General features: G+C 38.7%; 21 protein-coding genes and 1 other RNA gene. 19 read left to right on the forward strand and 3 right to left on the reverse strand.

The features are described 5' to 3' along the window. Positions 1-120: 120 nt before the first annotated feature. Together mscL and EO117_RS06620 are read right to left on the reverse strand one after the other, a co-directional pair. Positions 121-567, reverse strand: a complete 447-nt coding sequence (mscL, locus tag EO117_RS06615) for a large conductance mechanosensitive channel protein MscL (RefSeq protein WP_126939694.1) — start codon at positions 565-567, stop codon at positions 121-123. A 169-nt stretch (positions 568-736) separates the two neighbouring features. After that, complete coding sequence (locus EO117_RS06620) at positions 737-1,492, reverse strand: DeoR/GlpR family DNA-binding transcription regulator (RefSeq protein ID WP_126939695.1); 756 nt, start codon at positions 1,490-1,492, stop codon at positions 737-739. 218 nt (positions 1,493-1,710) lie between these two features. Here EO117_RS06620 and dapF point away from each other — a divergent pair, with 218 nt between their 5' ends. Beyond that, entirely contained in the window at positions 1,711-2,550 is an 840-nt protein-coding gene (dapF, locus tag EO117_RS06625; RefSeq protein ID WP_126939696.1) for a diaminopimelate epimerase, read from the forward strand. 295 nt (positions 2,551-2,845) lie between these two features. Here the strand turns inward: dapF and EO117_RS06630 are convergent, their stop codons facing one another. Beyond that, complete coding sequence (locus tag EO117_RS06630) at positions 2,846-4,003, reverse strand: S-layer homology domain-containing protein (protein WP_126939697.1); 1,158 nt, start codon at positions 4,001-4,003, stop codon at positions 2,846-2,848. A 525-nt stretch (positions 4,004-4,528) separates the two neighbouring features. Between EO117_RS06630 and EO117_RS06635 the strand changes: the two genes are divergently transcribed. The 18 genes from EO117_RS06635 to EO117_RS06720 all read left to right on the forward strand — a co-directional run bounded on the left by EO117_RS06635 (position 4,529) and on the right by EO117_RS06720 (position 26,142). Further along, positions 4,529-5,266, forward strand: a complete 738-nt coding sequence (locus EO117_RS06635; RefSeq protein WP_126939698.1) for a (Fe-S)-binding protein — start codon at positions 4,529-4,531, stop codon at positions 5,264-5,266. Between the two features lie 11 nt (positions 5,267-5,277). Beyond that, positions 5,278-6,723, forward strand: coding sequence for a LutB/LldF family L-lactate oxidation iron-sulfur protein (locus EO117_RS06640; RefSeq protein WP_126939699.1), 1,446 nt, complete (start codon positions 5,278-5,280; stop codon positions 6,721-6,723). Position 6,724: 1 nt separating this feature from the next. Next, positions 6,725-7,435 carry a lactate utilization protein C gene (locus tag EO117_RS06645; protein WP_126939700.1) on the forward strand — a complete coding sequence of 237 codons (711 nt, stop codon included), beginning with the start codon at positions 6,725-6,727 and terminating at the stop codon, positions 7,433-7,435. A gap of 222 nt (positions 7,436-7,657) precedes the next feature. Further along, the gene (locus EO117_RS06650; RefSeq protein WP_126939701.1) at positions 7,658-8,536 is read left to right on the forward strand and encodes a mechanosensitive ion channel family protein; all 879 of its coding nucleotides are present in this window, start codon (positions 7,658-7,660) and stop codon (positions 8,534-8,536) included. 118 nt (positions 8,537-8,654) lie between these two features. Continuing rightward, complete coding sequence (locus EO117_RS06655) at positions 8,655-9,206, forward strand: TIGR01440 family protein (RefSeq protein ID WP_126939702.1); 552 nt, start codon at positions 8,655-8,657, stop codon at positions 9,204-9,206. A gap of 16 nt (positions 9,207-9,222) precedes the next feature. After that, positions 9,223-9,684 carry a DUF3290 family protein gene (locus EO117_RS06660; protein ID WP_126939703.1) on the forward strand — a complete coding sequence of 154 codons (462 nt, stop codon included), beginning with the start codon at positions 9,223-9,225 and terminating at the stop codon, positions 9,682-9,684. Between the two features lies 1 nt (position 9,685). After that, on the forward strand, positions 9,686-10,330 hold the full coding sequence (locus EO117_RS06665) for a DUF421 domain-containing protein (RefSeq protein ID WP_126939704.1): 645 nt from the start codon (positions 9,686-9,688) through the stop codon (positions 10,328-10,330). Positions 10,331-10,602: 272 nt separating this feature from the next. Further along, positions 10,603-12,168, forward strand: coding sequence for a type I restriction-modification system subunit M (locus tag EO117_RS06670; protein WP_126939705.1), 1,566 nt, complete (start codon positions 10,603-10,605; stop codon positions 12,166-12,168). Continuing rightward, entirely contained in the window at positions 12,161-13,033 is an 873-nt protein-coding gene (gene rhuM, locus EO117_RS06675) for a RhuM family protein (protein WP_126939706.1), read from the forward strand. Before EO117_RS06670 ends, rhuM begins: the two co-directional genes overlap by 8 nt. Next, a complete protein-coding gene (locus EO117_RS06680) occupies positions 13,034-14,851 on the forward strand; it encodes a restriction endonuclease subunit S (protein WP_126939707.1) in 1,818 nt (605 codons plus the stop codon). A gap of 12 nt (positions 14,852-14,863) precedes the next feature. Further along, positions 14,864-17,893, forward strand: a complete 3,030-nt coding sequence (locus EO117_RS06685; RefSeq protein WP_126939708.1) for a type I restriction endonuclease subunit R — start codon at positions 14,864-14,866, stop codon at positions 17,891-17,893. Positions 17,894-18,234: 341 nt separating this feature from the next. Further along, positions 18,235-18,375, forward strand: an RNA gene (ffs, locus tag EO117_RS06690) — signal recognition particle sRNA large type. Between the two features lie 55 nt (positions 18,376-18,430). Next, complete coding sequence (dnaX, locus tag EO117_RS06695; RefSeq protein WP_126939709.1) at positions 18,431-20,818, forward strand: DNA polymerase III subunit gamma/tau; 2,388 nt, start codon at positions 18,431-18,433, stop codon at positions 20,816-20,818. 11 nt (positions 20,819-20,829) lie between these two features. Then, the gene (locus EO117_RS06700) at positions 20,830-21,159 is read left to right on the forward strand and encodes a YbaB/EbfC family nucleoid-associated protein (RefSeq protein ID WP_009353175.1); all 330 of its coding nucleotides are present in this window, start codon (positions 20,830-20,832) and stop codon (positions 21,157-21,159) included. A 1-nt stretch (position 21,160) separates the two neighbouring features. After that, complete coding sequence (recR, locus tag EO117_RS06705; protein ID WP_009353178.1) at positions 21,161-21,754, forward strand: recombination mediator RecR; 594 nt, start codon at positions 21,161-21,163, stop codon at positions 21,752-21,754. Between the two features lie 2 nt (positions 21,755-21,756). Beyond that, positions 21,757-21,987, forward strand: a complete 231-nt coding sequence (locus EO117_RS06710; RefSeq protein WP_126939710.1) for a hypothetical protein — start codon at positions 21,757-21,759, stop codon at positions 21,985-21,987. Between the two features lie 14 nt (positions 21,988-22,001). Next, positions 22,002-24,650, forward strand: coding sequence for a 3'-5' exonuclease (locus tag EO117_RS06715; RefSeq protein WP_126939711.1), 2,649 nt, complete (start codon positions 22,002-22,004; stop codon positions 24,648-24,650). Positions 24,651-24,843: 193 nt separating this feature from the next. Continuing rightward, positions 24,844-26,142: an adenylosuccinate synthase gene (locus EO117_RS06720; protein WP_126939712.1), complete on the forward strand. Its 1,299-nt coding sequence runs from the start codon at positions 24,844-24,846 to the stop codon at positions 26,140-26,142. Positions 26,143-26,230 lie beyond the last annotated feature (88 nt).

A 26,230-nucleotide genomic window follows, 5' to 3' on the forward strand; every position in this document is an offset into this window, starting at 1 on the left:
GCATTATGCATTTCACATAATACTAATTATAGGTAAAGGACTGACACTCGTGTCAGTCCTTTCCTATTAATATTGTATAAAGTTAAAACTCAAAAGGGTAGGTGCTAGGAATTGTTATAGCTAGCATTCTTTGATCGCCAATTCAGCTGTACAATGTGGACAGCGTGTGGCATCGTCAGCAATCGCTTCACGGCAATAGTCACATTTACGGACTATCACTGGTGCTTCAGTAGGTGTAAATCGTTTAATTTGGCTGCTGATAATGAAAATACAAAATGCAATAATAAGAAATTCAAATACTGTGTTCAAGAAAAGGCCATAGGCTAATACAGGAATACCCGCTGCTTTTGCTTCTGCTAAGGTAGTGGGAGCACCACTAGTTGTTAAAGGGATAAATAAATTGGAAAAGTCTACACCGCCTAATAATAAGCCGATAGGGGGCATCACGACATCGTTTACCAAGGAAGTAACAATTTTACCAAAAGCGGCACCAATGATAACACCGACGGCTAAATCTACTACATTACCGCGCATGGCAAAGTCTTTAAAGTCTTTCAAAAAGCTCATGCTAATCTCCATTTCAAAACGCATAAAATATAAAATACATCATATTATAACGCAAACACATCGAAAAAGATAGATATAAATTGTATACTTGGATAAATGACGTTTCTAGATTGCAAAAAAAGCTGTCATACCGTTAGACATATACGTCTAGGGATGACAGCTTTTACAATTAACGATGATGATCAACTTCTTGAATATTTGCATAGTTCCGATATAATTCATTAGGTAATTTTGTAGTAATAATAGACGCTTTATCAATGCTAGCAAAGGTTACAGATGAAATACGATCAAACTTAGATGGATCTGCTAGAACGAAAGCGTTGTGACATTTTTGCAATGCTTTTTCTTTTACAGAGGCATCAAGAGGATCTTCTGTAGTAAAGCCAGATTTAAAACTAATTCCATGGGTACTAAAGAACCCTTGGGTAAAGTTATACGATTCCAATTGATTGAGGGCTACGCTACCGACGACGGATGATGAAATGGGATTTACGGTGCCACCTAATAAGATGACTTTCATATGGCGCGATGCTAAATGGGTAGCATGATGAATGCCGTTAGTCACAAAGGTAGCATTGGTATGCTGTAAGTAATGTAATACCATTTCAGTGGTACTGCCTGCATCAATGAAGATAAAACCAGATGGACTGATTAACTCAGAGGCCGCTAAGGCGATAGATTCTTTTGCGTCGCGATACATGACGGACTTAGGAAGCATATCTATATCCGTTGTAGTATGGTCGATAGTGAGGCTGGCTGCACCGCCGTGAACCTTTTGTAATAACCCTTTGTTGTGGAGATAGGCTAAATCTCTGCGTATTGTAGGCGCTGAAGATGACAACGCTGTTACCAGTTCGTGTACGGTAACAACCCGATTTTGTTTCAAGCGTCGTAAAATAGCAGAATAACGTTCTTCAGGAAGCATAGTGAAATCACCTCCAATATATGATTAACCTAATACTGCTTAGGAAAACGTACCTATTATTTTTCCTATATTCATGGTAATATAAATGACAAATAAATTATAGTCATGTACAGTGGATTTCATCAAAATGTATAAAAGTAAAGGCTATATTTTGCGATAAATTAATAATCCGCTCTATGGAGATAGGAATTGTATAGGATACACAAGGGGAGATATGTATGAAAATAACAAAAATGCACGGTTTAGGAAATGATTTTATTGTTTTTTTCGATGAGGGTACATTAGAACTTGATGTGACGGACATGGCACAACGTCTTTGTGATCGTCATACGGGGATTGGTGCTGATGGTCTTGTCATTGTTATGTCTTCCGAGATGGCGGATGTGCGTATGCGTATTATCAATTCTGATGGTAGTGAAGCAGAAATGTGTGGAAATGGCATTCGTTGCTTTGCTAAATATGCGTATGACCGCAAGATTATCACAAAAGATATCTTCACGGTAGAAACATTGGCAGGGATTATGACGCCAGAAATTATAGCCGAGGATGGTGTAGCAAAGCTTGTGAAAGTGAATATGGGAAAACCTACTTTCACAGCTAGTGCGATTCCTATGGCTGTGGAGGCAGAGAAAGTCATTGATTATACCATTGATGTAGATGGCACATCCTATGTGGTGAGCTCTGTTTTATTAGGAGTACCACATACAGAAGTATTTGTAGATGATGTGAAGACTATGCCACTTACTGTGCTAGGACCGAAGATTGAAAAGCATCCTCTATTCCCGAAAGGGACAAATGTGAATTTTGTACAAGTAGTGAATGAGAACACGGTGAAAGTCAGAACTTGGGAGCGTGGTGCTGGGGCCACATTGGCATGTGGTACAGGATCTTGCTCTAGTGCTGTGATGGCTCATGAAAAAGGACTTACTGGACGTTCTGTAGATGTGGAGTTATACCTTGGTACTTTACATATTGATTATGATGAGGATGGAACCGTGTATATGACGGGACCTGCCGAAGAGGTGTTTAGCTTGGAGTTGGAAGGTGTAACTTGCTAGATGTATGCTAATAGGTAGGCATGCTGAAGGCGTATAAGCCTTTAAAATATAAATATTTAAGATATATCTACATTTGAATTTAGGGTAACAATACGTTTAGCTTCAAATGTAAAGAAAGTTGTAACGAAATAGCTCCCAATATAAAAGAGGAACGTTGATCATATCGTATCGTATCAACGTTCCTCTTTTTCTATATACAAGCATGAAAATAAAAAATAAAAGTATGGTTTTACATCTGATAGGCTTTGTTGTATTTAGCATTGGCTACTCTGGTACATTATCAATTAACGTATACCTATGAATTAGTTTTGAGCTGAATTTTCTTGCCAAACTTTTTAGCAAATGCTGTTTGTGTTGTGGTATGTAATCGGTCTACGGTTAAAATTAAGCCATCTACATTTGGAGTTGGTGTGACTCCTAGAATGGTACCATGAGGCTCTAATTGACGATACAAGTAAGCCGCATCGGTTTGTAAATTGTCAAAGTCACCTAAGCTATAAGTACCTGTTGTAATGATGTGGTTATCTAAGAAGTGTTTGTCTTTAATATAAGCAGTTTCCGCTGTGATAGCCTTCACATCACTCGTAGATGTAAAGGAAATGACTAATTTACCATCACGCCAGAACATGGCACCACGGTTGTGGAAATCGTAGTTTTCACCAAATGTCTTTTTGATCAGAGCGCGTGCCGTGTTTTCCATTTGTTGCTGCTGAATTGTATGTTGAATAGCAATAGCTTCTTTGGAGAAGAGTAAGCGATAGGTAATTTCTGCAGCCTCAGCACGGGTTACATATTTTTCAGGGTTAAATAAACCAGTTGTGCTGTAGTTAATAAACCCAAATAGGGCTAGTTCTCGTACTGATGATTGTGCCCAAGGGGCAATGAATTTTTGGTCGCTAAAATGGATGTTATCGAGGGCTGTTGGATCTTCTGTGTGGTACCCTTGGTAGTGTAAAAATTTATTGGCAACGACGGCAAACTCTTGACGAGACATATATTGCTCTGGCCGATAGGTGGAATCTCCATAGCCACTGATGATATTAGCCCTTGCTACACTTTCAATAGCCAAGGAAGACCAACGGTCAGAGGTGATATCTGAGAAAGAGCTGGCTAGCATGACAGACGGAGTATCACCAAGCATATTGCTAAATAAAGAGGCCGCCTCTTCACGAGATAGAGGCTCATTCGGTTTAAACATGCCATTGCGATAGCCACTCATTAGACCTTCTTTTGTCATTCTTGTAATAGATTGATAGGCCCAAAAAGTAGTCGGTACATCGGTAAAACGATATTTTTGCACCCGATCAAAGGTAGGGGTGCTGTTTGGCTGAGAATATGTAAACGTTTTAGGGGTAGATATAGGAGTGTCAGAAGGGGGTACGTTGACAGTATTTGCTTGTAAGATGAAAAGTGGTAATGCAGTCAGCAATAATGTTGTATATATACGTTTCATAATATACCTCCAAATATAGACAAGTAAATTGTGTATTATTATGTTTATCATACCATATTTGAAAGATTCGCTCCATGCAAAAAGAGTGATATTTGTCAATGAATTTGCCATATAAAAAGTTGAATCATAGAGCGAGGGTTATCTCTTTCATGAGTTTTGGTTATAGTACTAATTTTAGATGGGAATTAGAGGCAGAAAAGACAAGTGTGTTTTAATAGAAGATTTGATATGTATTAAAATACATAAAAATTATATAAGCCTTGATGCCATAAGGCTTGATGAGACTAGGAAAAACGTGTGATTTTTGGTACAAATTGGCTGATTGATAATGACTAGCAAAATAGTATAAAAATGGGTTCTTGCTAATATTGCAAGTCTTTTGTAATTACAGAAAATTTACTATATAATAAAGTCATCAGAAAACTATTTAGAATCTACCGTTCTAATAGTACATAGATGGAAATGATTGATGCATTTTGCCAATCAAGTGATAGTAGTTTACTTTAAAGTTGAGGATGTGAAACAATGAAAATTCATTTATTTCAACAATGTTTGATTGATATGTTCTACCCTCATGTAGGCATGGCAGGTGTAAAGGTTCTTGAAAACCTTGGCTGCGAATTAACAGTTCCTAAAAAGCAAGTGTGCTGTGGTCAGATGTTTGTTAACTCTGGTTACAACGAAGCTGCAAAAGGAGCTATCAAAAATACGATTGAACAATTCGAAAATGCTGATTATGTAGTGAGCATGTCTGGCTCTTGTGCGTTCGCGATTCGTGATGAATATCATCATATTTTAAAAGATGAACCAGAATGGTTAGCACGTGCTGAAAAATTGAGCTCTAAAATTTATGAGTTCACACAATTCATCGTTGACGTATTAGGGGTAACTGATGTAGGAGCTCGCTTTAATGATAAAGTGACATACCATAAATCTTGCCACGTAACACGTTTGATGGGAATTAAAGAACAACCAATGAAATTATTAGCCGGCATTCAAGGCTTAGAATACTTACCATTGCATCGTGCTGAGCGTTGCTGTGGATTTGGTGGTACTTTCACAGTGAAAAATCCTGAAATTTCCGCTGTTATGACAAAAGAAAAAGCATTGAACATTGCTGATTCTGGCGCTAACATTGTAGCAGGTTCCGATATGGCTTGCTTGATGAATATTGAAGGTATGTTAGATCGACTTTACAAAGAAGGAGAAATTGATCGCCATATCCGTGTGATGCATATTGCGGAATTGTTGAATAGTCGATAGGAGGAGTCACCATGAGTAATATTATGTACGATAAACGCCCGTTTAAGACACGCGTTAATGATGTGCTTGCTAATGACTTCAAAGTAAAAGCCATTCACACAGCACAGGATGTATTCTATGAAAAACGTAAAGCTGTAGTAGATCAAGTAGCAGAATGGGAAGACTTCCGTAATGAATCTGCTGATTTGCGTGACCATGTATTGGCTAATTTGGATTACTATTTAAATAAATTTGCTGAAAATGCTGAAAAAGCTGGTGCTCATGTGCACTTTGCAGCTGATGATAAAGAAGCAACAGCAATTTGCATGGAAGTACTTCGTGCAAAAGAAGCAAAAATGGTTGTTAAATCCAAAACCATGGTATCTGAAGAAATCGGATTAAACCACGAATTAATTAAAGAGGGTATCGAAGTTAACGAAACTGACTTGGCAGAATTTATTTTGCAAACAGCTGACTTTGATCCTCCATCCCATATCGTAGTGCCTGCACTGCATTTTGAACGTAACCGTATTCGTGATACATTTGCGAAAAAATTAGGTTATGAAGGTACTGAAAACCCAGAAGAGATGACTCGTTTCGTACGTCGTTATATCCGCGATCGTTTCTTGCGTGCTGATGTAGGTTTCACTGGATGTAACTTCGGTGTAGCTGAAACTGGTACTATCACTATCGTATCTAACGAAGGTAATGGTCGTATGGCGAGCTCTATGCCTAAAACGCAAATTGCATTGATGGGTATGGAACGTTTGGTACCTGACTTTGCATCCTTGGATGTGATGATGGAAATGTTGATTCGTTCCTCTGTAGGCGCTAAAATTTCCAACTACTTCTCCATGATCACAGGTCCTGCTCGTGAGGAAGAAGCAGATGGTCCAGAAGAATTACACATCATCATCATTGATAACCGCCGTTCTGGTATTTTAGGTGGCGATTTTGAAGAAATGTTACGTTGTATCCGTTGTGGTGCATGTATGAACATTTGCCCTGTATATCGTCACATTACAGGTCATGGTTATGGCTCTATCTATCCAGGTCCAATGGGTGCTGTATTAACTCCACTATTGGTTGGCTATGAAGAAGCAGGCGATCTTCCATACGCGTCCACATTGTGCGGCGAATGTTGGGAACATTGCCCAGTTAAGATTCCATTGCATGAATTATTGTTGAAACATCGTCAAGTGATTGCAGATAAATTACAAATGCGTCCGGCTATCGAACGCAGTATCTTCCACACAGTGGCAGGTGTATTTGCGAACTCCTTCTTGTTCGATATGGGTACCAAAATGGGTGCTATCGGCATGAAATTAATGAGTAAAAATGGCCATATGGCAGACTGGACAAAAGTATTACCAGTAGTTGGTGGCTGGGTGAAAGCAAAAGACATGGGCTTGCTTAAAATGAGCAAATTCCGTGATGAATATGCAAAACACGTAGCACAAAAGGGAAAGGAGAAATAAAATGGATCAAGCAAAAAAACAAGCCTTTTTAGGTCGACTATCTCGTGCGTTAGGCCGTGACTCAATTCCTACATCTGTAACACCTTTTGATTTTTCAAAAGGACCTCAAGAGACTATGTATTCTGACCTTAGCCATGAGCAAGTAATAGAGATGTTTAAAACAGAAGCGGAACGTTTAGGTACTAAACTTATCGAAGTGGAAGCTTCTCAAGTAGGTCAAACGTTGGTTGATGAAATCGTTGCTCGTGGTGGCGGTAGCGTTGTGTACCCTAAATCCGGAGAAGTAGAAACATACGGATTAGAAGAAGCTTTCAAACAATTAAGCGAAGACCAAGCTACATTCTATCAATGGGATGCTACAAAAGGTCGTGAAGCGAACATCAATGTGGCGAAAGATTCTAACATTGGTATTACATTCCCAATCATGGGTATTGCGGAAACAGCAACAGTTATCCAACCAAGTACAGAAGAGTCTGGTCGTTCCTTAGGCTTATTGCCTTTAACGCATATTTCTGTATTGCGTGAAGATACAATTCATCCACGTATGACACAAACTATGGCAGAATTAGCAAAGATCTATCGTAGTAATCCAGCTAAGTTCCCTACCAATGTAGTTCATATTTCTGGTCCATCCAATACTGCAGACATCGAGTTAGTTCGTGTTGTTGGTGTACATGGTCCGATTAATGTAACTTTCATCTTAGTTAAATAAGAATGATAACTTGATACAATGAATATGATATAGGGTAGTTGATAGGTATATCAGCTATCCTATATTTTTTGGTCTTTGACAAAGCCGCTTTTTTTCGTATACTTAAAGTTGATATATTAATCAGTTAAGTTCTATGTCTGTCATAGAATCCAATCGTATGGGAGTTAACGTCATGTACTGTAAGTTAGTTAGAGCAATATACTTATAGGAAAGGAGTAAAGGATGTTATTAGCAGAAGAAAAAGTTGCCACAGCCACAGCGGCAGGCGCTGAAAAGGTAGCAGAGCATGTGGAGGAAAGCATTTCCTTTATGGGACATATGCAATCTTTAGTAATTGAATATTTACCAAGCATCATCTTGGCCATTGTTGTGTTGATTGTAGGTCGCTATTTGGCTTTATTGATGAGACGCGTGTCAGTACAACTGATGAGCCGTGCTAGTTATGATCAAACGGTGCGCAGCTTTGCGTCTCAAATCATTTACTATACAATTATGTCTGTAGTTGTCTTGTCAGCGTTGTCCTTAGTGGGATTCCCAACGAACAACTTTTTAGCCGCTTTTGGTGCCTTTGGTATCGCTATTGGTTTAGCCTTACAAAATAATATGGCCAACTTAGCATCAGGCTTGATTATCTTGGCTTTCAAACCATTTAAAGCGGGAGATTGGATTTCCGTAAATGGTGTAGAAGGTTCTGTGAAAGCCATCCATTTGATTAACACAGCTATTGCAACGAAAGAAAATCGTATCGTCTTTATCCCAAACTCGGCCATTACGTCTAATAACTTGATGAATAGTAACTATGAACAAACGAGATATATTACGTTTGTGTTTGGAATTAACTATAATGCGGATCACCACCGTGCCATTGAAATCATTAAAGAGATTCTTGTAAGCACAGGCAAGGTTCATAATATGGATAGCTTAGAAATTGGTATTAAAGAATTTGGTGATAGTTCTGTAAATATTGTGGCATATCCTTTAATTAACGCTAGTGATTATAGAGAAGTTTATTATGGTGTTATGTCCGATGTGAAAGATCGTTTTGATGCAGAGGGTATCGATATCCCGTATCCACAACGTGTGGTACATATGGCTAACTAATGGCATAAGGTACTATTATTTCGTACTCAGATGGTCGGTGTCGCGGTCAAAGTAATATGCGAGGATAGAGATACACTTGCTTGAACCTATTCGTATGTATGGAAAGGGAGGAGATAGTATGAATAGAACTATATATGAGTCTATGAAAGCTGCCATCACTGAGCTGGCTACAGTAGGAAAACTCCAAGAAGGGAAACTACTAGTCGTGGGATGCTCTACTAGCGAAGTTAGAGGGGGACATATTGGTAAGGATTCCTCTCTCGATATAGCGGAAGACTTATGTAGAGCTCTGTTTGAAGTACAACATGAATATGGCTTTGATATAGCCATTCAGTGCTGCGAACATCTCAATCGGGCCTTGGTGATGGAACGTCATGCTGCATTGGTGCGGGGCTATGAAGAAGTGAATGTAGTGCCTGTACAACATGCAGGAGGTTCCATGGCGACTACAGCCTATGCTACGTGGTCAGATCCTGTGTTGGTAGAGTATGTAAAAGCTGATGCGGGTATCGACATTGGAGATACGTTCATTGGCATGCATCTAAAACATGTGGTAGTACCTGTGCGTTTAAGCATAAAAGAAATCGGTGCAGCCCATGTGACAGCGGCTCGTGTGCGGCCTAAATTTGTAGGCGGTGAACGGGCACAGTATAATGAGACATTAAAGTAGGAACTGAGGGGTACTTGTGGAATTTTATACCTATGCCTATGTGGTGCAACGAGGAGAGTTTACATCTCTGTTGCAATATAGTATGACAACTATTTTACTAGTAGCATTGCTAGTAGTCGGTGTGAAAGTTATGTACAATCGCTTTGATACTAAGTTCCGTGACTTGGGAATTATCCTTGTATTAGGGCTTGTGTTTTTATTGGGCTTGCAAGTTAATGATTACACTCATGATGTTAATAGTGCAGAAGAATCGAACTATATGGTACAATTCTTGAACAATTTAAGTGAACGTGCCAATGTGCCTAAGGATAAGATTCGCGTTAATACATTGCGCGTACAAGATCGTATGATTGTCAATATTGAGGAAGCCTATTTTGAGGTGACTTTCACTATGAATAAGGATGGCTATTCCTTGCGACCGGTGGAGATGATTAATAATAATCCTAAGATTGTAGACGTGAAGAAGGACGAACGATAATATGTTAACAGGATATACATTAGTATTTATTAAGCTAACTCTTGGTATCTTAGCCCTCATTTTACAGATGAACTTAATGGGTAAGGGCAATTTAGCACCGAACTCGGCACTAGATCAAGTACAAAACTATGTGCTAGGTGGTATTATTGGTGCTGTTATTTATAGTGAAAGTATCGGCATCTTGCAATTCTTTCTGGTGCTTATTGCTTGGACCATAGTGGTCATGGGCTTGCGTTTTCTTAGTGCTCATGTGCGATGGATTAAAACGCTGATCGATGGACGCCCTAGCATTGTCATTGATCGCGGTAAGATTCGCGTTGGGGAATGCTTGAAACGTGGCCTTCGCGGTAGTGATTTACAGTTGAAGCTTCGCAGTGCAGGGGTGACCCTCGTCAGTGATGTGCGCCGTGCAGTGTTAGAACAGAATGGACAATTGACGCTAGTTATGAATGGGGACGATTTAATCCGTTACCCTATTATTGTAGATGGTGTGGTAGATCCAGATATTCTAGACCTAGCCGATAAAGACATGGCTTGGTTGGAAGAAGAAGTGCGAGACCAAGGGTACTCAATCAGAGATATCTATGTAGGAGAATACTCCAAAGGGAACCTTATTTTGCACCCTTATATGCAGAATAACTCTTGAAAATTGTGGAAAAGCCACATCCTTTACTAAAAACTCACCTACGCCAAAGTTTTTAGTAAATGATGTGGCTTTTTGTCGTTCCAATGAAACTTAATCAGCTTGTTGTCAAATGAATTACATCATATTTAGCGAGATATATTGTTAAAATATAGAATCTTTTAATATCTTAGTTGTATTGCTGTTACATAGGTGACAAAGCTCTATTAAAAGAAGTACAATAAGAGGGAATATAACTATGATGACAGTATGATGATATAGCGAGGGTCAACAGAATGGAAAGTGCACAAAGATCAGAATTACATAGAAAAATTTGGGCTATTGCAGATAATGTACGAGGAGCTGTAGATGGATGGGACTTTAAACAATATGTATTAGGAATTTTATTCTATCGTTTTATTTCTGAAAATATTACGGAATACTTTAATCGAGAAGAAGAAAATGCCATAGATGGTGATCCCAATTTTGATTATGCAGATATTTCTGATGAAGAAGCTGAGGAATGTTTCCGTCCTGATACGGTTGAAGAAAAAGGATTTTTTATTTTGCCTAGTCAACTCTTTCAGAATGTAGTTAAGCATGCTCGCAGTAATGAAAATTTAAATATTGATTTAGCAAATATTTTCTCGGCTATAGAAGGAAGTGCGAGAGGATTTAATTCCGAGGATGATATAAAAGGATTGTTTGAGGATGTAGATACGAAGAGTAATCGCTTAGGTGCTACCGTAGAAGAACGGAATGAACGACTCGTTAATATTTTAGAAGGGATTGCTGCTATTCAGTTTGGTAACTTTGAAGATAATGACATTGATGCCTTCGGTGATGCCTATGAATATTTGATATCTAACTATGCTAGTAATGCAGGAAAATCGGGTGGAGAATTTTTTACTCCCCAAACGGTTTCAAAGTTATTGGCACGAATTGTGATGGATGGAAAAACAAAAATTAATAAAGTTTATGACCCAACCTGTGGTAGTGGCTCTTTGTTGCTGCAGATGAAAAAACAATTTGATGACCATGTGATAGAGGATGGATTTTATGGCCAAGAAATTAATATGACCAATTATAATTTGGCACGTATGAATATGTTCCTTCATAATGTTAATTTTAATAATTTTGACATTAAGCGCGGAGATACTTTGTTAGACCCCATGCACAATTATGACAAACCATTTGATGCCATTGTGTCAAATCCACCGTACTCTATTAAATGGGTGGGGGATGCGAATCCGACATTAATTAATGATGAACGGTTTGCACCAGCGGGGAAGCTAGCGCCTAAATCGTATGCAGACTTTGCTTTCATTATGCATGCATTAAGTTATTTGTCTACCAAAGGTCGAGCGGCAATAGTTTGTTTTCCAGGTATTTTCTATCGCAAAGGCGCGGAAAGAATCATTAGAAAATATTTAGTAGATAATAATTTTGTTGATGCAGTGATTCAATTACCGGATAATCTGTTTTTTGGTACAAGTATTGCTACATGTGTATTGGTATTAGCAAAAAATAAAAGGGAAAATAAGATACTGTTTATTGATGCCTCAAAAGAGTTTAAAAAAGAGACGAATAACAATATTTTAGAAGAAGTGAATATAGAACATATTATAAAAGAGTTTAGACATAGGACTGATGTAGACTATTTCTCACGATATGTAGCGCATGATGAGATTGTAGAGAATGACTATAATTTATCTGTATCGACGTATGTAGAAAAAGAAGATACAAGAGAAAAAATTGATATTCACGTGTTAAATCGAGACATTGCAGATACGGTGAAGAAGATTGATGCCTTACGTACCTCTATTGATGAGATAATTAGGGAGCTAGAAAGCTATGAATAAAGATCTGATTATCTATAATACAGAAGATGGAAAAGCAAAGATTAGTCTTACTCTACAAGATGGAACGGTCTGGTTGAACCAGTTACAAATTGCAGAACTATTTCAAACTACGAAACAAAATATTAGCAAACATATTAAGGCTATTTTTGCTGATGGAGAACTCGATGAAAAAGTGGTTGTCAACTATCAGTTGACAGCCACTAAACATGGGGCTATAGAAGGGAAAACGCAACATAAGCCAGTAGCATTTTATAATCTTGATATGATTCTAGCTATAGGATATCGTGTGCGTTCTCCTAGAGGGATTCAATTTCGCCTATATGCCTCTACTATATTGAAAGAGTATTTAGAAAAAGGCTTTGCCATGGATGATGAGCGATTGAAAGAAGCTCAAATATTTTTTCGAACAGTACAAAATAAATTACATTATGCAGTACATCACCATACAGCAGCTGAACTGGTGTATGACCGTGTAGATAGACATCATGAATTTTTAGGACTCACAACATTTAAAGGTGAATTACCTACAAGGGCAGAGGCGAAAGTGGCTAAGAACTATTTGTCGGAAACAGAATTATTAGACTTGAATCAATTAGTATCTGGTTACTTAGACTTTGCGGAAAGAAAAGCAAGACGAGAAGAAGCGATGACCATGGCAGATTGGGTAGCTCATATTGATATGGTCTTAGCATCTACCGGTGAGAAAGTATTGCAGTATGCAGGGCATATTTCTAAGACACAAATGGAACATAAAGTGGATGTAGAATATAATGCCTATGTAGAACATACCTTAACTAGAGTTGAAAGAGATTATTTAGAAGAGATTAAGCACATAGAGAATATAGCGAAGAAAGGAGGGAAATAAATGGATTTATTGACATTGTTGGAGAATGAACCAGTGGAGTGGAAGAAGCTAGGGGAAGTGTGTACATTTACTAGAGGAAATACTATTACGAAAAAAGAGACAATAGAAGGGAATGTCCCTGTTATTGCTGGAGGACAGAAGCCAGCGTATTATCATAATCAAAGTAATAGGGAAGGAAGTACAATTGCTGTTGCAGGTAGTGGAGCTTATGCGGGCTTTGTAACTTATTGGGAAGAACCGATATTTTTAAGTGATGCATTTTCAGTTGAACCCAATAAGAGTCTTAATAAAAAATATGTATATCATTGGTTATTAGATAATCAACATAAAATCTATGAATTGAAGCAAGGAAGTGGAATACCTCATGTATATGGAAAAGACTTAGGTAAATTTAAGATTCCAATTCCATCATTAGAAGTTCAAGAAAAAATAGTAAAAACACTTGACAAATTCACAGAATATGTTACTGAACTACAGACTGAACTACAGACTGAACTACAGAAACGTATTGATCAATATACGTATTATCGCGATATGCTTCTTAGTGAAGAGTACATACAAAAACTATGTAAAGAGATGGAAGCGGATAGGAGAGTTAGTACAGTTCGATTAGATGAGGTAGTTTCTATAAAAAATGGAAAAGACTGGAAAAACTTAGGGGAAGGTACTATTCCTGTGTATGGGAGTGGTGGTGAAATGGGCATATATGTAGATACGTATGCATATGACAAACCAACTGTTCTTATACCAAGAAAAGGGTCGATAGATAATGTATTCTATTTGGAAACTCCTTTTTGGAATGTAGATACAGTATTCTATACAGAAATTAATATAGATAAACTAGTACCTAAATACTTTTATTATTTTATCGAATATTATGGTTTAAGTAGATTAAGCGAGAATCCGACACGACCAAGCTTGACACAATCGCAGCTCAATAAATTATTAATGCCATTACCACCGCTTTCACTACAACACAAAATTGTAACTATCCTAGATAAGTTCCAGGCAATGATAGCAGATGCTAAAGGGTTATTACCAACAGAAATAGAACAACGGCAACAACAATATGAATATTATAGAGAAAAACTCTTGACATTCAGTGGTGAATGTGATAGCACGCACGCACGCACGTTGATAATAGCTGATGATTATTATCGCGTATTACGAGACGTATCTCAACTAGTGGATGTGGATATAGAAGATAGAGTAGAAGAGAGAATGCTAGGAGATATAGGGACGTTTATTAATGGGACTGGCATGCCTAAAACGATGTTTGAAGAGCAAGGAATAGTTCCAGCTATACATTATGGACATATATATACAACGTATAATATTTTTGTGGATACACCGATTGTATCAGTAAGTAACGCTAATGCGGAACGATTAAGAAAGATACAACATGGAGATATTGCTATTGCTAAAACTTCAGAAAATATTGATGATGTGATGAAATCAGTTGCATATCTAGGACGAACAGTGGGTGTCATAGGTGGACATGCAGCCATTTTTAGGCATAATGAGAATCCTAAGTATTTATCGTATGTGTTTAATGGATATAAGAATTTAATTAAACAGAAAAATAAATTAGCAAGAGGAGTAAAAGTAATTGAAATTTCAACTACGGATATGGCTAAAATAAAGATTCCAATCCCCCCTCTTCATGTGCAACAACGGATTGTCTCAATTCTCGATACTTTCAACACATTAGTCCATGATATGCAAGAGGGGCTACCAAAAGAAATTAAATTACGGCAACAACAATATGAATATTATCGTGAGCGCCTCTTGTCGTTTCCAAAGGCGTCACAGGGATAAGGGGGACTAACAATGGACGGTGGAAAAACGTATAACTTGGCTCCAATTATGGAACTCAATCATGGGATTGTACTGGCGAAGTATGAAAAGCTTTCACGGGTCAGTGAAAGTTACCAAACAGAAGGTGCCATGGAATTACAATTAGTGAATGACCTAATGGCGCAAGGGTATACCCGGTTGACCTGTAAAACAGACGAAGAGTTAAAAGAAAATCTGAAAGTTCAATTAGAGCACTTAAATGCGGTAACATTCACAGATGAGGAGTGGAAACGATTACTTCGTGAATTTATTATTCCAGAGAATCAGTGGATTATAGAAAAAACTAGAAAGTTTCAGGAGCGAGAGTCATGGGACTTTCAATTTGATGATGGGCATCGTCAAAATATAAAACTTATTGATGCTACCAATATTAATAACAATGTGGTACAAGTCGGTAATCAGATTCAAGCCACAGAAGGAACCGCACGCAATCGATATGATGTGACAATTTTTGTTAATGGATTACCATTAGTACATATAGAGTTAAAGAAACGTAGTGTTCCCATTAAGGAAGCCTTTAATCAGATTCATCGGTACAGTAATGAAAGTTTTAATGTAAGAAGCTCTTTGTTCCAATATGTGCAGATTTTTGTTATATCTAATGGGACGAAGACTCGATATTTTGCGAATACACTAACACCGAGTAAAAATAACTACGAATTTACTTGTGAATGGGCAGATGCTAAAAATAAACCGATTGCAGATTTGGAAGATTTTACGCGTACTTTTTTTGATAAGCGAACAATTCTCGAGATTCTAACAAAATATTGTGTATTTGACGCATCGAATACATTGTTAATTATGAGACCATACCAGATCGCAGCTACTGAACGCATTTTGTGGAAGATTCAAGCTGGTTATGAAAATAAAAAACAAGGAACTATTGAAGCTGGTGGGTTTATTTGGCATACTACAGGATCAGGAAAAACATTAACATCCTATAAGGCAGCTAGGCTGGCAACTCAATTACCATATATTGATAAGGTATTTTTTGTAGTAGACAGAAAAGATCTAGATTATCAAACGATGGTGGAGTATCAGAAGTTCCAAAAAGACTGTGTCAATGGCAGTAAAGATACGAAAGAGCTGGCCCGTAACATTAGTGAAAGTACAAGTCGTATCGTGGTAACAACCATACAAAAGCTAAATCAGTTTATTCAAAAACATAGTAAACATGATATTTACCAAAAGCATTGTGTGTTTATCTATGACGAGTGTCACCGTTCTCAATTTGGTAAAGTGCAGAAAGCAATTCGGAGTAAGTTTAAATGTTATTATCAATTTGGCTTTACAGGTACACCTATCTTTGATGAGAACTCTTTGACAGGAGAAACGACGGCAGGCATATTTGGGGCTCAATTACATAGTTATGTTATTACCGATGCCATTCGTGATAAAAAGGTGCTGAAGTTTAAGGTGGACTATCAAAGTATATCGGCAAACTTTAAAAGTGCAGAAACTGAAACGGATGATGCAGAGTTGGCTAAGTTAGAATCAAAACTATTGTTGCACCCTGAACGAATCCAAGCAGTGACTAAGCATATCTTGAAAGTATTTCCTATGAAAACACATCGTAATGTACACTTTACAGTACGGAATAAACAAATGCGTGGATTTAACGCCATGTTTGCTGTACAAAGCGTAGAAGCTGCCAAAATGTATTATGAAGCATTTAAGACGTTACAACAAGATGTGCCAGCAGAAAAACGATTGAAAGTAGGCGTTATTTATAGCTTTGCAGCCAATGAAAATCAGTCTGCCTATGGAGAAATCAAAGATGAGTCGTTTGAAGCAACCTCTCTTACAACTTCGGCAAAACAGTTTCTAATATCTGCTATGGATGACTATAATGCTATGTTCAGAAGTAATTTTAAAATTGAAGAGTTTCAAAATTATTACAAAGATCTAGCAAAACGAGTCAAAGATAAAGATGTTGATTTGTTGATTGTGGTGGGGATGTTCTTAACGGGATTTGATGCTCCCACACTAAATACGTTATTTGTGGATAAAAACCTACGATACCATGGTCTCATCCAAGCCTTTTCACGAACTAATCGGATTCTTAATAGTGAGAAACAATTTGGTAATATCGTATGTTTTAGGGATTTGACAAAAGCAACGGAAGAAGCCATTCAAGTGTTTGGTGACAAAAATAGTGTGAACATTATTCTAGAACGTAAATTTGTAGAGTATATTAATGGATTTACTGATGATGATACAAATGAATCCTATCGAGGATATAAAGCAATTTGCAATGAGTTGTTAGCTAAATTTCCAGACCCTACTGAAATAGAAACCAATGCAGATAAAAAAGAATTTGCCCAATTGTTCGGGGAATTTTTGAAAGCTGAAAATATTTTGCGTAACTTTGATGAGTTTTGCGAGTTAGAACCATTGATTCCACCAAGACTTGTTCAGGATATGAAGAGCATCTATGTGGATATCAAGGAAGATTTTTCTGAGGGGCGTAAATATAGCGAAGCAGAGTCACAAGTTATTGACTTGTCAGATATAGAGTTTCACATTGATTTGTTAAGGACCGATGAAATTAATCTAGATTATATTTTGCAGTTAATTGCGGAAAAAACGAAAAGTACGGATAACTTGAATGCTATTGAACAAGAAGTTCGCCGAGCGATTCGATCTAGTATTGGAACGCGTGCTAAGGAAGATCTTATTGTGAAGTTTATGCATAGTACAGATATTTCTACACTTAGTGACCATGAAAGTATTATCGATGCGTTCTATACCTTTGCAAAAGCAGAGAAGGAGTTATCCATTGCCAATACGATTGAAGAGTTAGGTATACAGCCACAATCGGTAGAAGAAGCGCGGCGATATATTATGACTTCTATTGAAAAGGGACATGCCGAATATGATGGAACTGAGTTGAGTAATATACTACCGTCTAGATCTCGTAGAAGAGGTGGGCAACGACAAGAACAGAAACAAAGTGCATGGCAGAAAATACAGCAACTAGTACAAGTGTTTTTGGGGATTTAATACCATTGTATTTTAGGATAGAATGGTGTATACTTGGAGTAGAAAGATATAAGAAGTTAGAGCATTCTTTCATAAACTCAAAAAAGGACGGCTGCCACCGTCCTTTTTTCTTTCTACTTTCTATTCTTGTAATGCTTCAGAATTGCATAGGTTAAGAAATTAACAATCAATCCTTGTAGAATAGGGGTCAGAAAGTGACCAGATAATAATGAAGTTAGAGCCTCGCACATAAACTCACCTCCTTTCTATCAAAGAGGATACTTAAAGTATAGCATATTTTGTGAGAGAAAGGGCTAGAAAGTCTTGAATGGGAATGAGAAAACATGTATAATAATAGGGTAATAGCATTGGAATATGACAGTTCTATGGGGCTTGTGCAAGGAGAGCCTGTGAACCATGTCAGGCCTTGATTGGAGCAGCATTAAGCGGTAACTCTCTTGTGCCACGAGGAAACCTATAGGGCTGTCAGATTCGAGTGCTATGGTAAAGCAGCTAGCTTAGCTGCTTTTTTTCATATCTTAAGGGAAAGGAGGGGCTATGAGTTATTTAGCATTATATAGACGATGGAGACCGAAACAGTTTACCGATGTTGTGGGGCAACATCATGTGTCGGATACATTACAACGAGCTATTCGTGAAGATAAAGTGGCACATGCCTATTTATTTGCTGGTCCTAGAGGTACGGGCAAAACGAGTATGGCAAAAATATTTGCGCGTGCTATTAACTGTGAACAGGGTCCTACAGATACACCTTGTGGTCAGTGTGAATCGTGCCAGCAAATGTTACAAGGACAAGCCTTGGATGTGATCGAAATTGATGCGGCTTCCAATCGAGGTATTGATGAAGTGCGTGCCTTGCGGGAGCAAGTGAATTTCTTGCCTGTAGTAGGTCATAAAAAAGTATTTATCATTGATGAAGCCCACATGCTCACCAATGAAGCGTGGAATGCCTTGTTGAAAACTATCGAGGAACCGCCAAGCCATGTGATGTTCATTTTTGCCACAACAGAATCGGAGAAATTACCGGTTACTATTTTATCTCGTTGTCAGCGTTATACATTCCGCCGTATCACAGCAAAAGATATTACAGCCCACTTATTGCATGTGGCGAAGGAAAGCAATATCTCTCTTGACCCTGCGGCGGCACAAGTGATTGCAGTCCATGCAGATGGTGGTTTACGGGATGCCTTGAGTATTCTGGATCAATGTTCCGGTATGACCTCAGATATGATTACAGCTCCTTTAGTAGAGACTATGATTGGCTTAGTGAGCAAATCCTGGGTGCTAACTATGGTAGATATATTGAAATCCGGTAATGGAGCGGCTTTACTGCAAGCTGTAGATGAAGCGCTACAAATGGGGCGTGATGCTCGCCAAATTGTAACGGCCTTAGTAGAACATCTGCGAGCTATGATTGTGGCGAAAGTATTACCTGAGGCAGAAGAGCTATTGGCTTATGATACGCATAGAGAACGCTTATTAGAACAGACAAATGAGTTATCTATGGAGGAAATCGGACGCTATATCAATGTATTACAAACGGTGCAAAATAACGCCAAACAAGTAGATAATCCTAGGGTTATTGTAGAAATGGGATTGCTTTCACTATTACAATTAGGCGGCGGGACCTATCAAACCTTAGAGGGACGCATGACGACGATGGAACAATTTGTGAATCGTCAAGAAGATGCTTTGCTTCAAAAACTGAATGAGTGGGGGGAACAACGTCCAGTGGCAACTATGGATGCTTCATCAGATAATGTAGCTAGTATTGGCAGTAGTGTAACTTCTAATGCAGTGATGCATACAGTATCTAGGGTGGAGGAGGTGCCACAGATACCAGAACAAGATATATATGAAGGTATTATGGAAGACGTACCACCACCCCTTGAGGACGATGAATTTTCGCCTCCAGTGCCACCTTCAGAGACTGTGAGGAGAACAGCACTGCCACCACCGGGTATAGCGAATGGAACGGGAACAACAAGAGCTAAAGGGGCAGGTATGGCTTCTACTATAAAAAGCTCCTTGCCACCACCATTACCGAAGAAAGCATCTCCAGCGGTAAAACCTAAAACGGCGACATTTGACACGGCGCAAGAGCTAACTGTAGGACAGGGGATGGTCAGTCCTCATGAATATAGCACGATTTTAGCAAACGTGATAAAATGGTTGAGAGGCAAGAACTATGGATTGCTAAATACGATCTATCAGCAAGGAACCTTGGTGTACTTAGATCAAGAGCAAGCTATCTTGGTGTTTCCTACGCCTATTGCGGGACCTATTTTGGTACAGCAGCAACATGTAGAATGTGGAAAGAAAGCATTCCAACAAGTGATAGGACGACCGATTGTGGTGAAAGCTATCGATAAGAAGGACCCTAAACTGCAGGTATACTTAGAGGCAGCAAAATCCTTTGGAGGGACTTCACAGCAAAGCGGGCAGTCGCAGGTACAACCAACGGTAACGACTCCTGTGGTGAAAGGTACTAAAGAAGCTGAAGGGATAGGACAACCAATTGTTGCGGCGCAAGAAACGACACCGGTGACAGCTGATGAGGAGATGCCAACTGTATCTGTAGAAACGTCGAGGCCTGACAGTGGGAAACCCACTTATGTAGGGACAAACACCACTTCAAAGGTAGGTGCGGGTAGTGATCCGACCAATGTAGAGGGTATTATTGATGATTTTCTCACAGTCTACGATAATCCAGAAGAAGTATTAAATCCATACTATAAAGAAACAGGGAACGACAAGCTTTCAGAAGAAAGTATAGACGAGATACGGAAGTTGCCGAAGTGGTCCTCAGCAGAGGCCAGTGATGAAGAAAAACAAGAACCACTACTCTATGATGCATTGCAACATATGGAGGCCAGTGGGTATGATATTTATGTTAAAGAAGTAGACGATTTGTCTAATAGTTAAGGAGGTTCACTATGTTTGGTGGCGGTAATATGCAAGGTATGTTGAAAAAAGTTCAAAAAATGCAAAAGGATATGGAAAAAGCACAAGAAGAAATTAAAAATACCGTGGTGGAAGCATCTATCGGTGGTGGTGCTGTATCCGTAACGATGAACGGAGAACAAGAAGTGTTGTCTATTAAAATTGCTCCAGCTGCAGTGGATCCAGAAGATGTGGAAGCCTTGGAAGATTTAATCTTAGCGGCTGTGAATGAAGCGAACCGTAAAGCAAAAGAAGTTGCAGAGAAAAAACTAGGTGCTGTCACAGGGAACTTGAAACTTCCTGGAATGCCAGGTATGTTCTAATATGACAAATCCTTTAGAACGATTAGTAGAAGAGTTGCGTCGCCTGCCAGGGGTGGGGGCTAAATCGGCTAGACGATTAGCATACCACCTCATTGAGGCCGATGCAGAAGATGTACAACGCTTGGTAGAAACCATTCTTGCTGCGAAAGAAGCCACACATAGATGTTCCCAATGTTTTAATTTATCGGCTCAAGATCCTTGTGAGTTTTGTGCTAGTTCTAAACGGGACAGATCGATGATTTGTGTGGTGGAAACATCCCGTGATGTCATCGCTATCGAACGCAGTGGTGATTATAAAGGGTTATACCATGTGTTGGAAGGGGCTTTGTCCCCTATTGACGGAGTAGGCGTGGAAGACATTCGATTGAAAGAACTTATGTTGCGCCTTCAAGATAATACAGTACAAGAGGTTATCATCGCCACAGACCCTGATGTAGAAGGGGAAGCAACGGCCTTATATATTGCACGACTATTACAACCAACGGGGATCAAGGTGACGCGTATTGCTCGTGGCATCCCAGTTGGTGGAGATATTGAATACGCTGATGAGGTGACATTGAGCGGTGCTGTATTACATCGTCAAGAAATGAGGTAACTATGGATTACATATTACAAGCTGTAGTAGCTATTGTTGTGGCGTGGGTGATTATCAAGGTAGCTTGGTTCACCATCAAACGAGTGGCGACAAATGTCTTTTTAGGTATGATTACCTATGCAGTGGCTACAGAAGTATTCCATATTCCTATGGATATGAATATTATGTTGTGGGCACTAACCGCGGTGTTAGGACCTATACCAGTGTTAGGCTTAGCGTACTTTCATTGGTAAAATAAGGAGCAACTATGCAATCAAATACTGTGGTACTAAATGATATTCAACAACAAGTTGTACAGGAATTAGACAGAAATATTGTATTGCTAGCTTCTGCAGGGACGGGAAAAACAAATACATTGTCTTATAGGGTGGCACATATCTTGGAAACGGGACGTGCCACTGGTGAACAAATCTTGTGTCTCACATTTACGAACAAGGCGTGTCGTGAAATGAAAGAACGTATGATTTCCATTGTAGGACAAGAAGCGCAGGCTGTGAAAGTATCTACATTTCACAGCTTTTGTTATACCATTTTGCAAGAAGAAGCAAAATTACAAGAAGATATATTTAAAGAATTTCTTATCTTTGACGAAGAAGATGTAGAGGAATTATTGAGTGAATGTTTGCCGCCCCTTGTGAAAGCCTATAGCGAAGAGCAAGGTGTTATAGCACCCAAAATACATGTAAATACGATTCGTGAGGTTATCAACGCGGTCAAAGAGCACCGATCTAAGTATCAATATTATTCTTCTGATATAAGCAATGATTACAGGCGTACAATGGAGGAAATGAAATGTGAGAAATCTGTTTGGTATAGTATTATGTCAGAAGAGACAGCTGCATTTTTAGATGAAAAAGGACTACAAGTGTTGATGGAATACGAGTACCGCTTACGAAACCTCAATGGGTTAGATTTTGCTGATTTGATTACTCGTGTTCACCAAATCTTTCAGCGACTAGAAGTGGCAAATCGTTGGCGTCAGCGCTATTCTTATATTGCAGTGGATGAAATGCAAGACACTAGCGAGTTAGAATATGAAGTGATGAATACCATGTGGAAGGGTAACCATATTTTGCTCTGTGGGGATTACTTTCAAACCATTTATGAATGGCGTGGGTCGAATCCGATGATATTGATTGATCGATACCGTAGAGATTACAATCCAATAGAACTCGTATTTGATACAAACTATCGGTCTAATCAGATGTTATTTAGGGGTGCCTTTTCCATGTTGAAAGATATGTTCCCTCAACGGGTGCGGGAGTTGTATCGAAAAGAACCAAAAGCGATAGCCACACAGCAAGGTGAGCCTATTTCGATATATGCGGCTGAAGATGCTCAGGATGAGGCTAGGTATATATTTCAAGCTATTCAAAATCTGAGAACAGGCAAAGAGATGCCTCCTGTAGGAATTTTAGTGCGCACCAACAAACAAGCTGTACGATTAAGTGAGCAATTTAAACGATGTAACATATCTTTACCAGAAGAGAAGCAATTGAAGTTTATTTTGGCAGATGAATTAAAATTTTTCCGACGTTTAGAAGTTAAGGATGTGTTGGCATTTTTTAAGTGCTTAGTGAACCCTTGGGACTTAATGAGTACAAAACGAATCATTCGCACCTTTGTCAAAGGGGTTGGTGATAAGCGTATGGAGGAATTAGAAAGCACAGCAGTGAGAAAAACTGGTTTACGTATTACCGATTTTATGAGTACGAAAATCTTTACACGAGAGCCCTATGAACAATTAGAAAAAGGGTTAGTGGCTAAGGATATCGTTGTCTTTGATGTGGAATCTACGGGTGTGAATATCATGGAAGACCGTATTGTGCAAATGGCAGCCATTCGTATCGATGAAGAAGGCAATACCATTGACACCTTTGAAGGATTTATCAATCCCGGAGTGCCTGTAGGGGATTCAGAATTAGTCCATGGTTTTAGCGATGCCTTCTTGCAAGAGGTTGGGGACGATGCACGAACTGTATTGGAAGCATTCCGACAGTTTGCGGATAGGTCCATGATTGTAGGACATAATGTACAGTACGATATGGGTATACTAGAGCAGGAGTGTAGCCGTCATGGTGTAGTTATGCCAAGGGTACAAGCCATCTATGATACCTTAGATATTTACCGTCGTTTTTATCCTAATTTACCAAATCACAAACTAGAGTTTTTAAGTGGGCACTTCCCAATTAATCATCAATCTACCCATAATGCGATGGATGATATTATAGCGACGGGTAAATTATTGGTCTATGTGATGAAAGAAAACATACTTCCAACAAAAGCTCAGCGTATGGCATTTGTAAATAAATATAGGGATACATTTGCCAATATTGCAGCCTCTATGGATGCTTTGAGAGGTAAGTGGACTACGAGCAAGCCTACAGAAATTCTTACTTATATTATGAATCATATGGGGGTAGTGGAATACTACAAGAAGAAAGTAAAAGAAGATCCTACTGGGCAACATAGATTAACTAGTATCCGCGAACTATACCTCATTATGAAAGAATTAGAAGAGGAATATCCACACTATGTAGGCCGTGATGGGGTGAAAGAGATATTAGAAATGTCTGCTCTTCACTCAGGAGAAGGTATGTTCCGGCGAAAAGGGGATAGTCGTATTCCCATTATTACGGTCCATCAAGCTAAAGGTAGTGAATTTGAACATGTCTTTATTGCGAGTGCTCATGATGGAGGTCTTCCTTTCTATTATGCGGTTAAGGATGGTAAACTAGAAGAAGAAAAACGTATTTTCTATGTAGCATTAACCCGCGCTAAGAAGCATTTGACCATTACCTATGCAAAGGTGAATGCAAATGGGTATTGGCAACAACCAAGTCGATTTTTATCGTCCATTCCAGAAGTATTTATAAAGCGGTTGAGCTCATCATAAAGATATGGGAATTTGTAGTGAATAACTACCCCAATGTTTTCAATCTGTGCTATAATAGAGTGTAAATAGTGTATGTTAGACGCCTATTTACGAAGGTAATACTAATAATGGAAGAACTTTCAGAATGAGAGCTTTCAAACTAGAAAGCAATCGTTACGATAGAAAGTTCTATGATGTAATGGAGGCAATTCATATGGGAACCAATGTAGCAACAAGTATGGTAATTGGCACACAATGGGGCGATGAAGGTAAAGGTAAAATCGTTGATTACTTATCTGAACGCGCTGATGTGGTAGTACGTAGCCAAGGTGGTAATAATGCAGGTCATACGGTAGTCGTAGACGGTAAATCTTTTGCGTTGCGTTTATTGCCTAGCGGTATTCTTTATGATGATAAAATGAATATCATTGGTACTGGTGTCGTTGTGGACCCTAAAGTATTGTTGGAAGAAATTGCAAACCTTGAAAAAGAAGGTAAAAGTGCAAAATCTTTATATATTTCTGACCGTGCTCACGTGATTTTACCGTATCATAATCGTTTAGATGAAGCGGAAGAATCTGTGAAAGGCGATGCTAAAATCGGTACTACAAAAAATGGTATAGGTCCATGCTATGCAGATAAAGTAAATCGTATTGGTATCCGCATTTGTGATTTAATGGATCCAGTTGTATTTGAGAAAAAACTTAAATTCAACGTAGAATTGAAAAATAAAATGTTAACAGCAGTATATGGTTTTGAGCCAGTTAACTTTGAAGAAATCTTAAAAGATTACTTAGGCTATGCAGAACAGTTACGTCCATTTGTAAAAGATACAAACTTTGCCGTTATCGATGCGATCAAAAGCGGTAAAAAAGTATTATTTGAAGGGGCACAAGCAACTATGCTTGACCTTGATCATGGCACATATCCATTCGTAACAAGTTCCCATCCAGTAGCAGGTGGTGCCTCTGTGGGTGCTGGTGTAGGTCCTAACTACTTAAAAAATATTTTTGGCGTAGTAAAAGCCTACTCTACTCGTGTTGGTGAAGGCCCATTCCCATCTGAATTATTAGATGAAACTGGTGAATACCTTCGTCAAACAGGTCATGAATTTGGTACAGTAACAGGTCGTTCTCGTCGTTGTGGTTGGTTGGACTTGTCCGTAGTATCCTATGGCGCAGCATTGAACAGCTTAGATTACTTGGCTATTACTCGCCTAGATATCTTAGATGGTTTGGATGAAGTGAAAATTTGTGTAGGTTATACTCGCAATGGTGAGCCTGTACAAGGATTTCCTGCTAGCTTAGATGTATTAGCAGAATGTGAACCAGTATACGAAACATTCCCAGGTTGGAAAACAGATATTTCCGGTATCCGCAAGTATGAAGAATTGCCAGAAGCAGCACGTCGTTATGTAGAACGCATTGCAGAAGTAACTGGTGTACAAGTAGGTATTGTATCTGTAGGTCCTGGTCGTGATCAAACGATTGACTTAGTAAATGTATTTGCATAATATATGTTATAGGGGCTGTAACAAAATGTACTTTTTTACATTTTCGTTACGGTCCCTTTTGCATGCAGAAACTACCAAACTTCTTGAG

The organism is Veillonella sp. VA142, from assembly GCF_003992135.1.
In the GTDB taxonomy this organism is placed as follows: domain Bacteria; phylum Bacillota; class Negativicutes; order Veillonellales; family Veillonellaceae; genus F0422.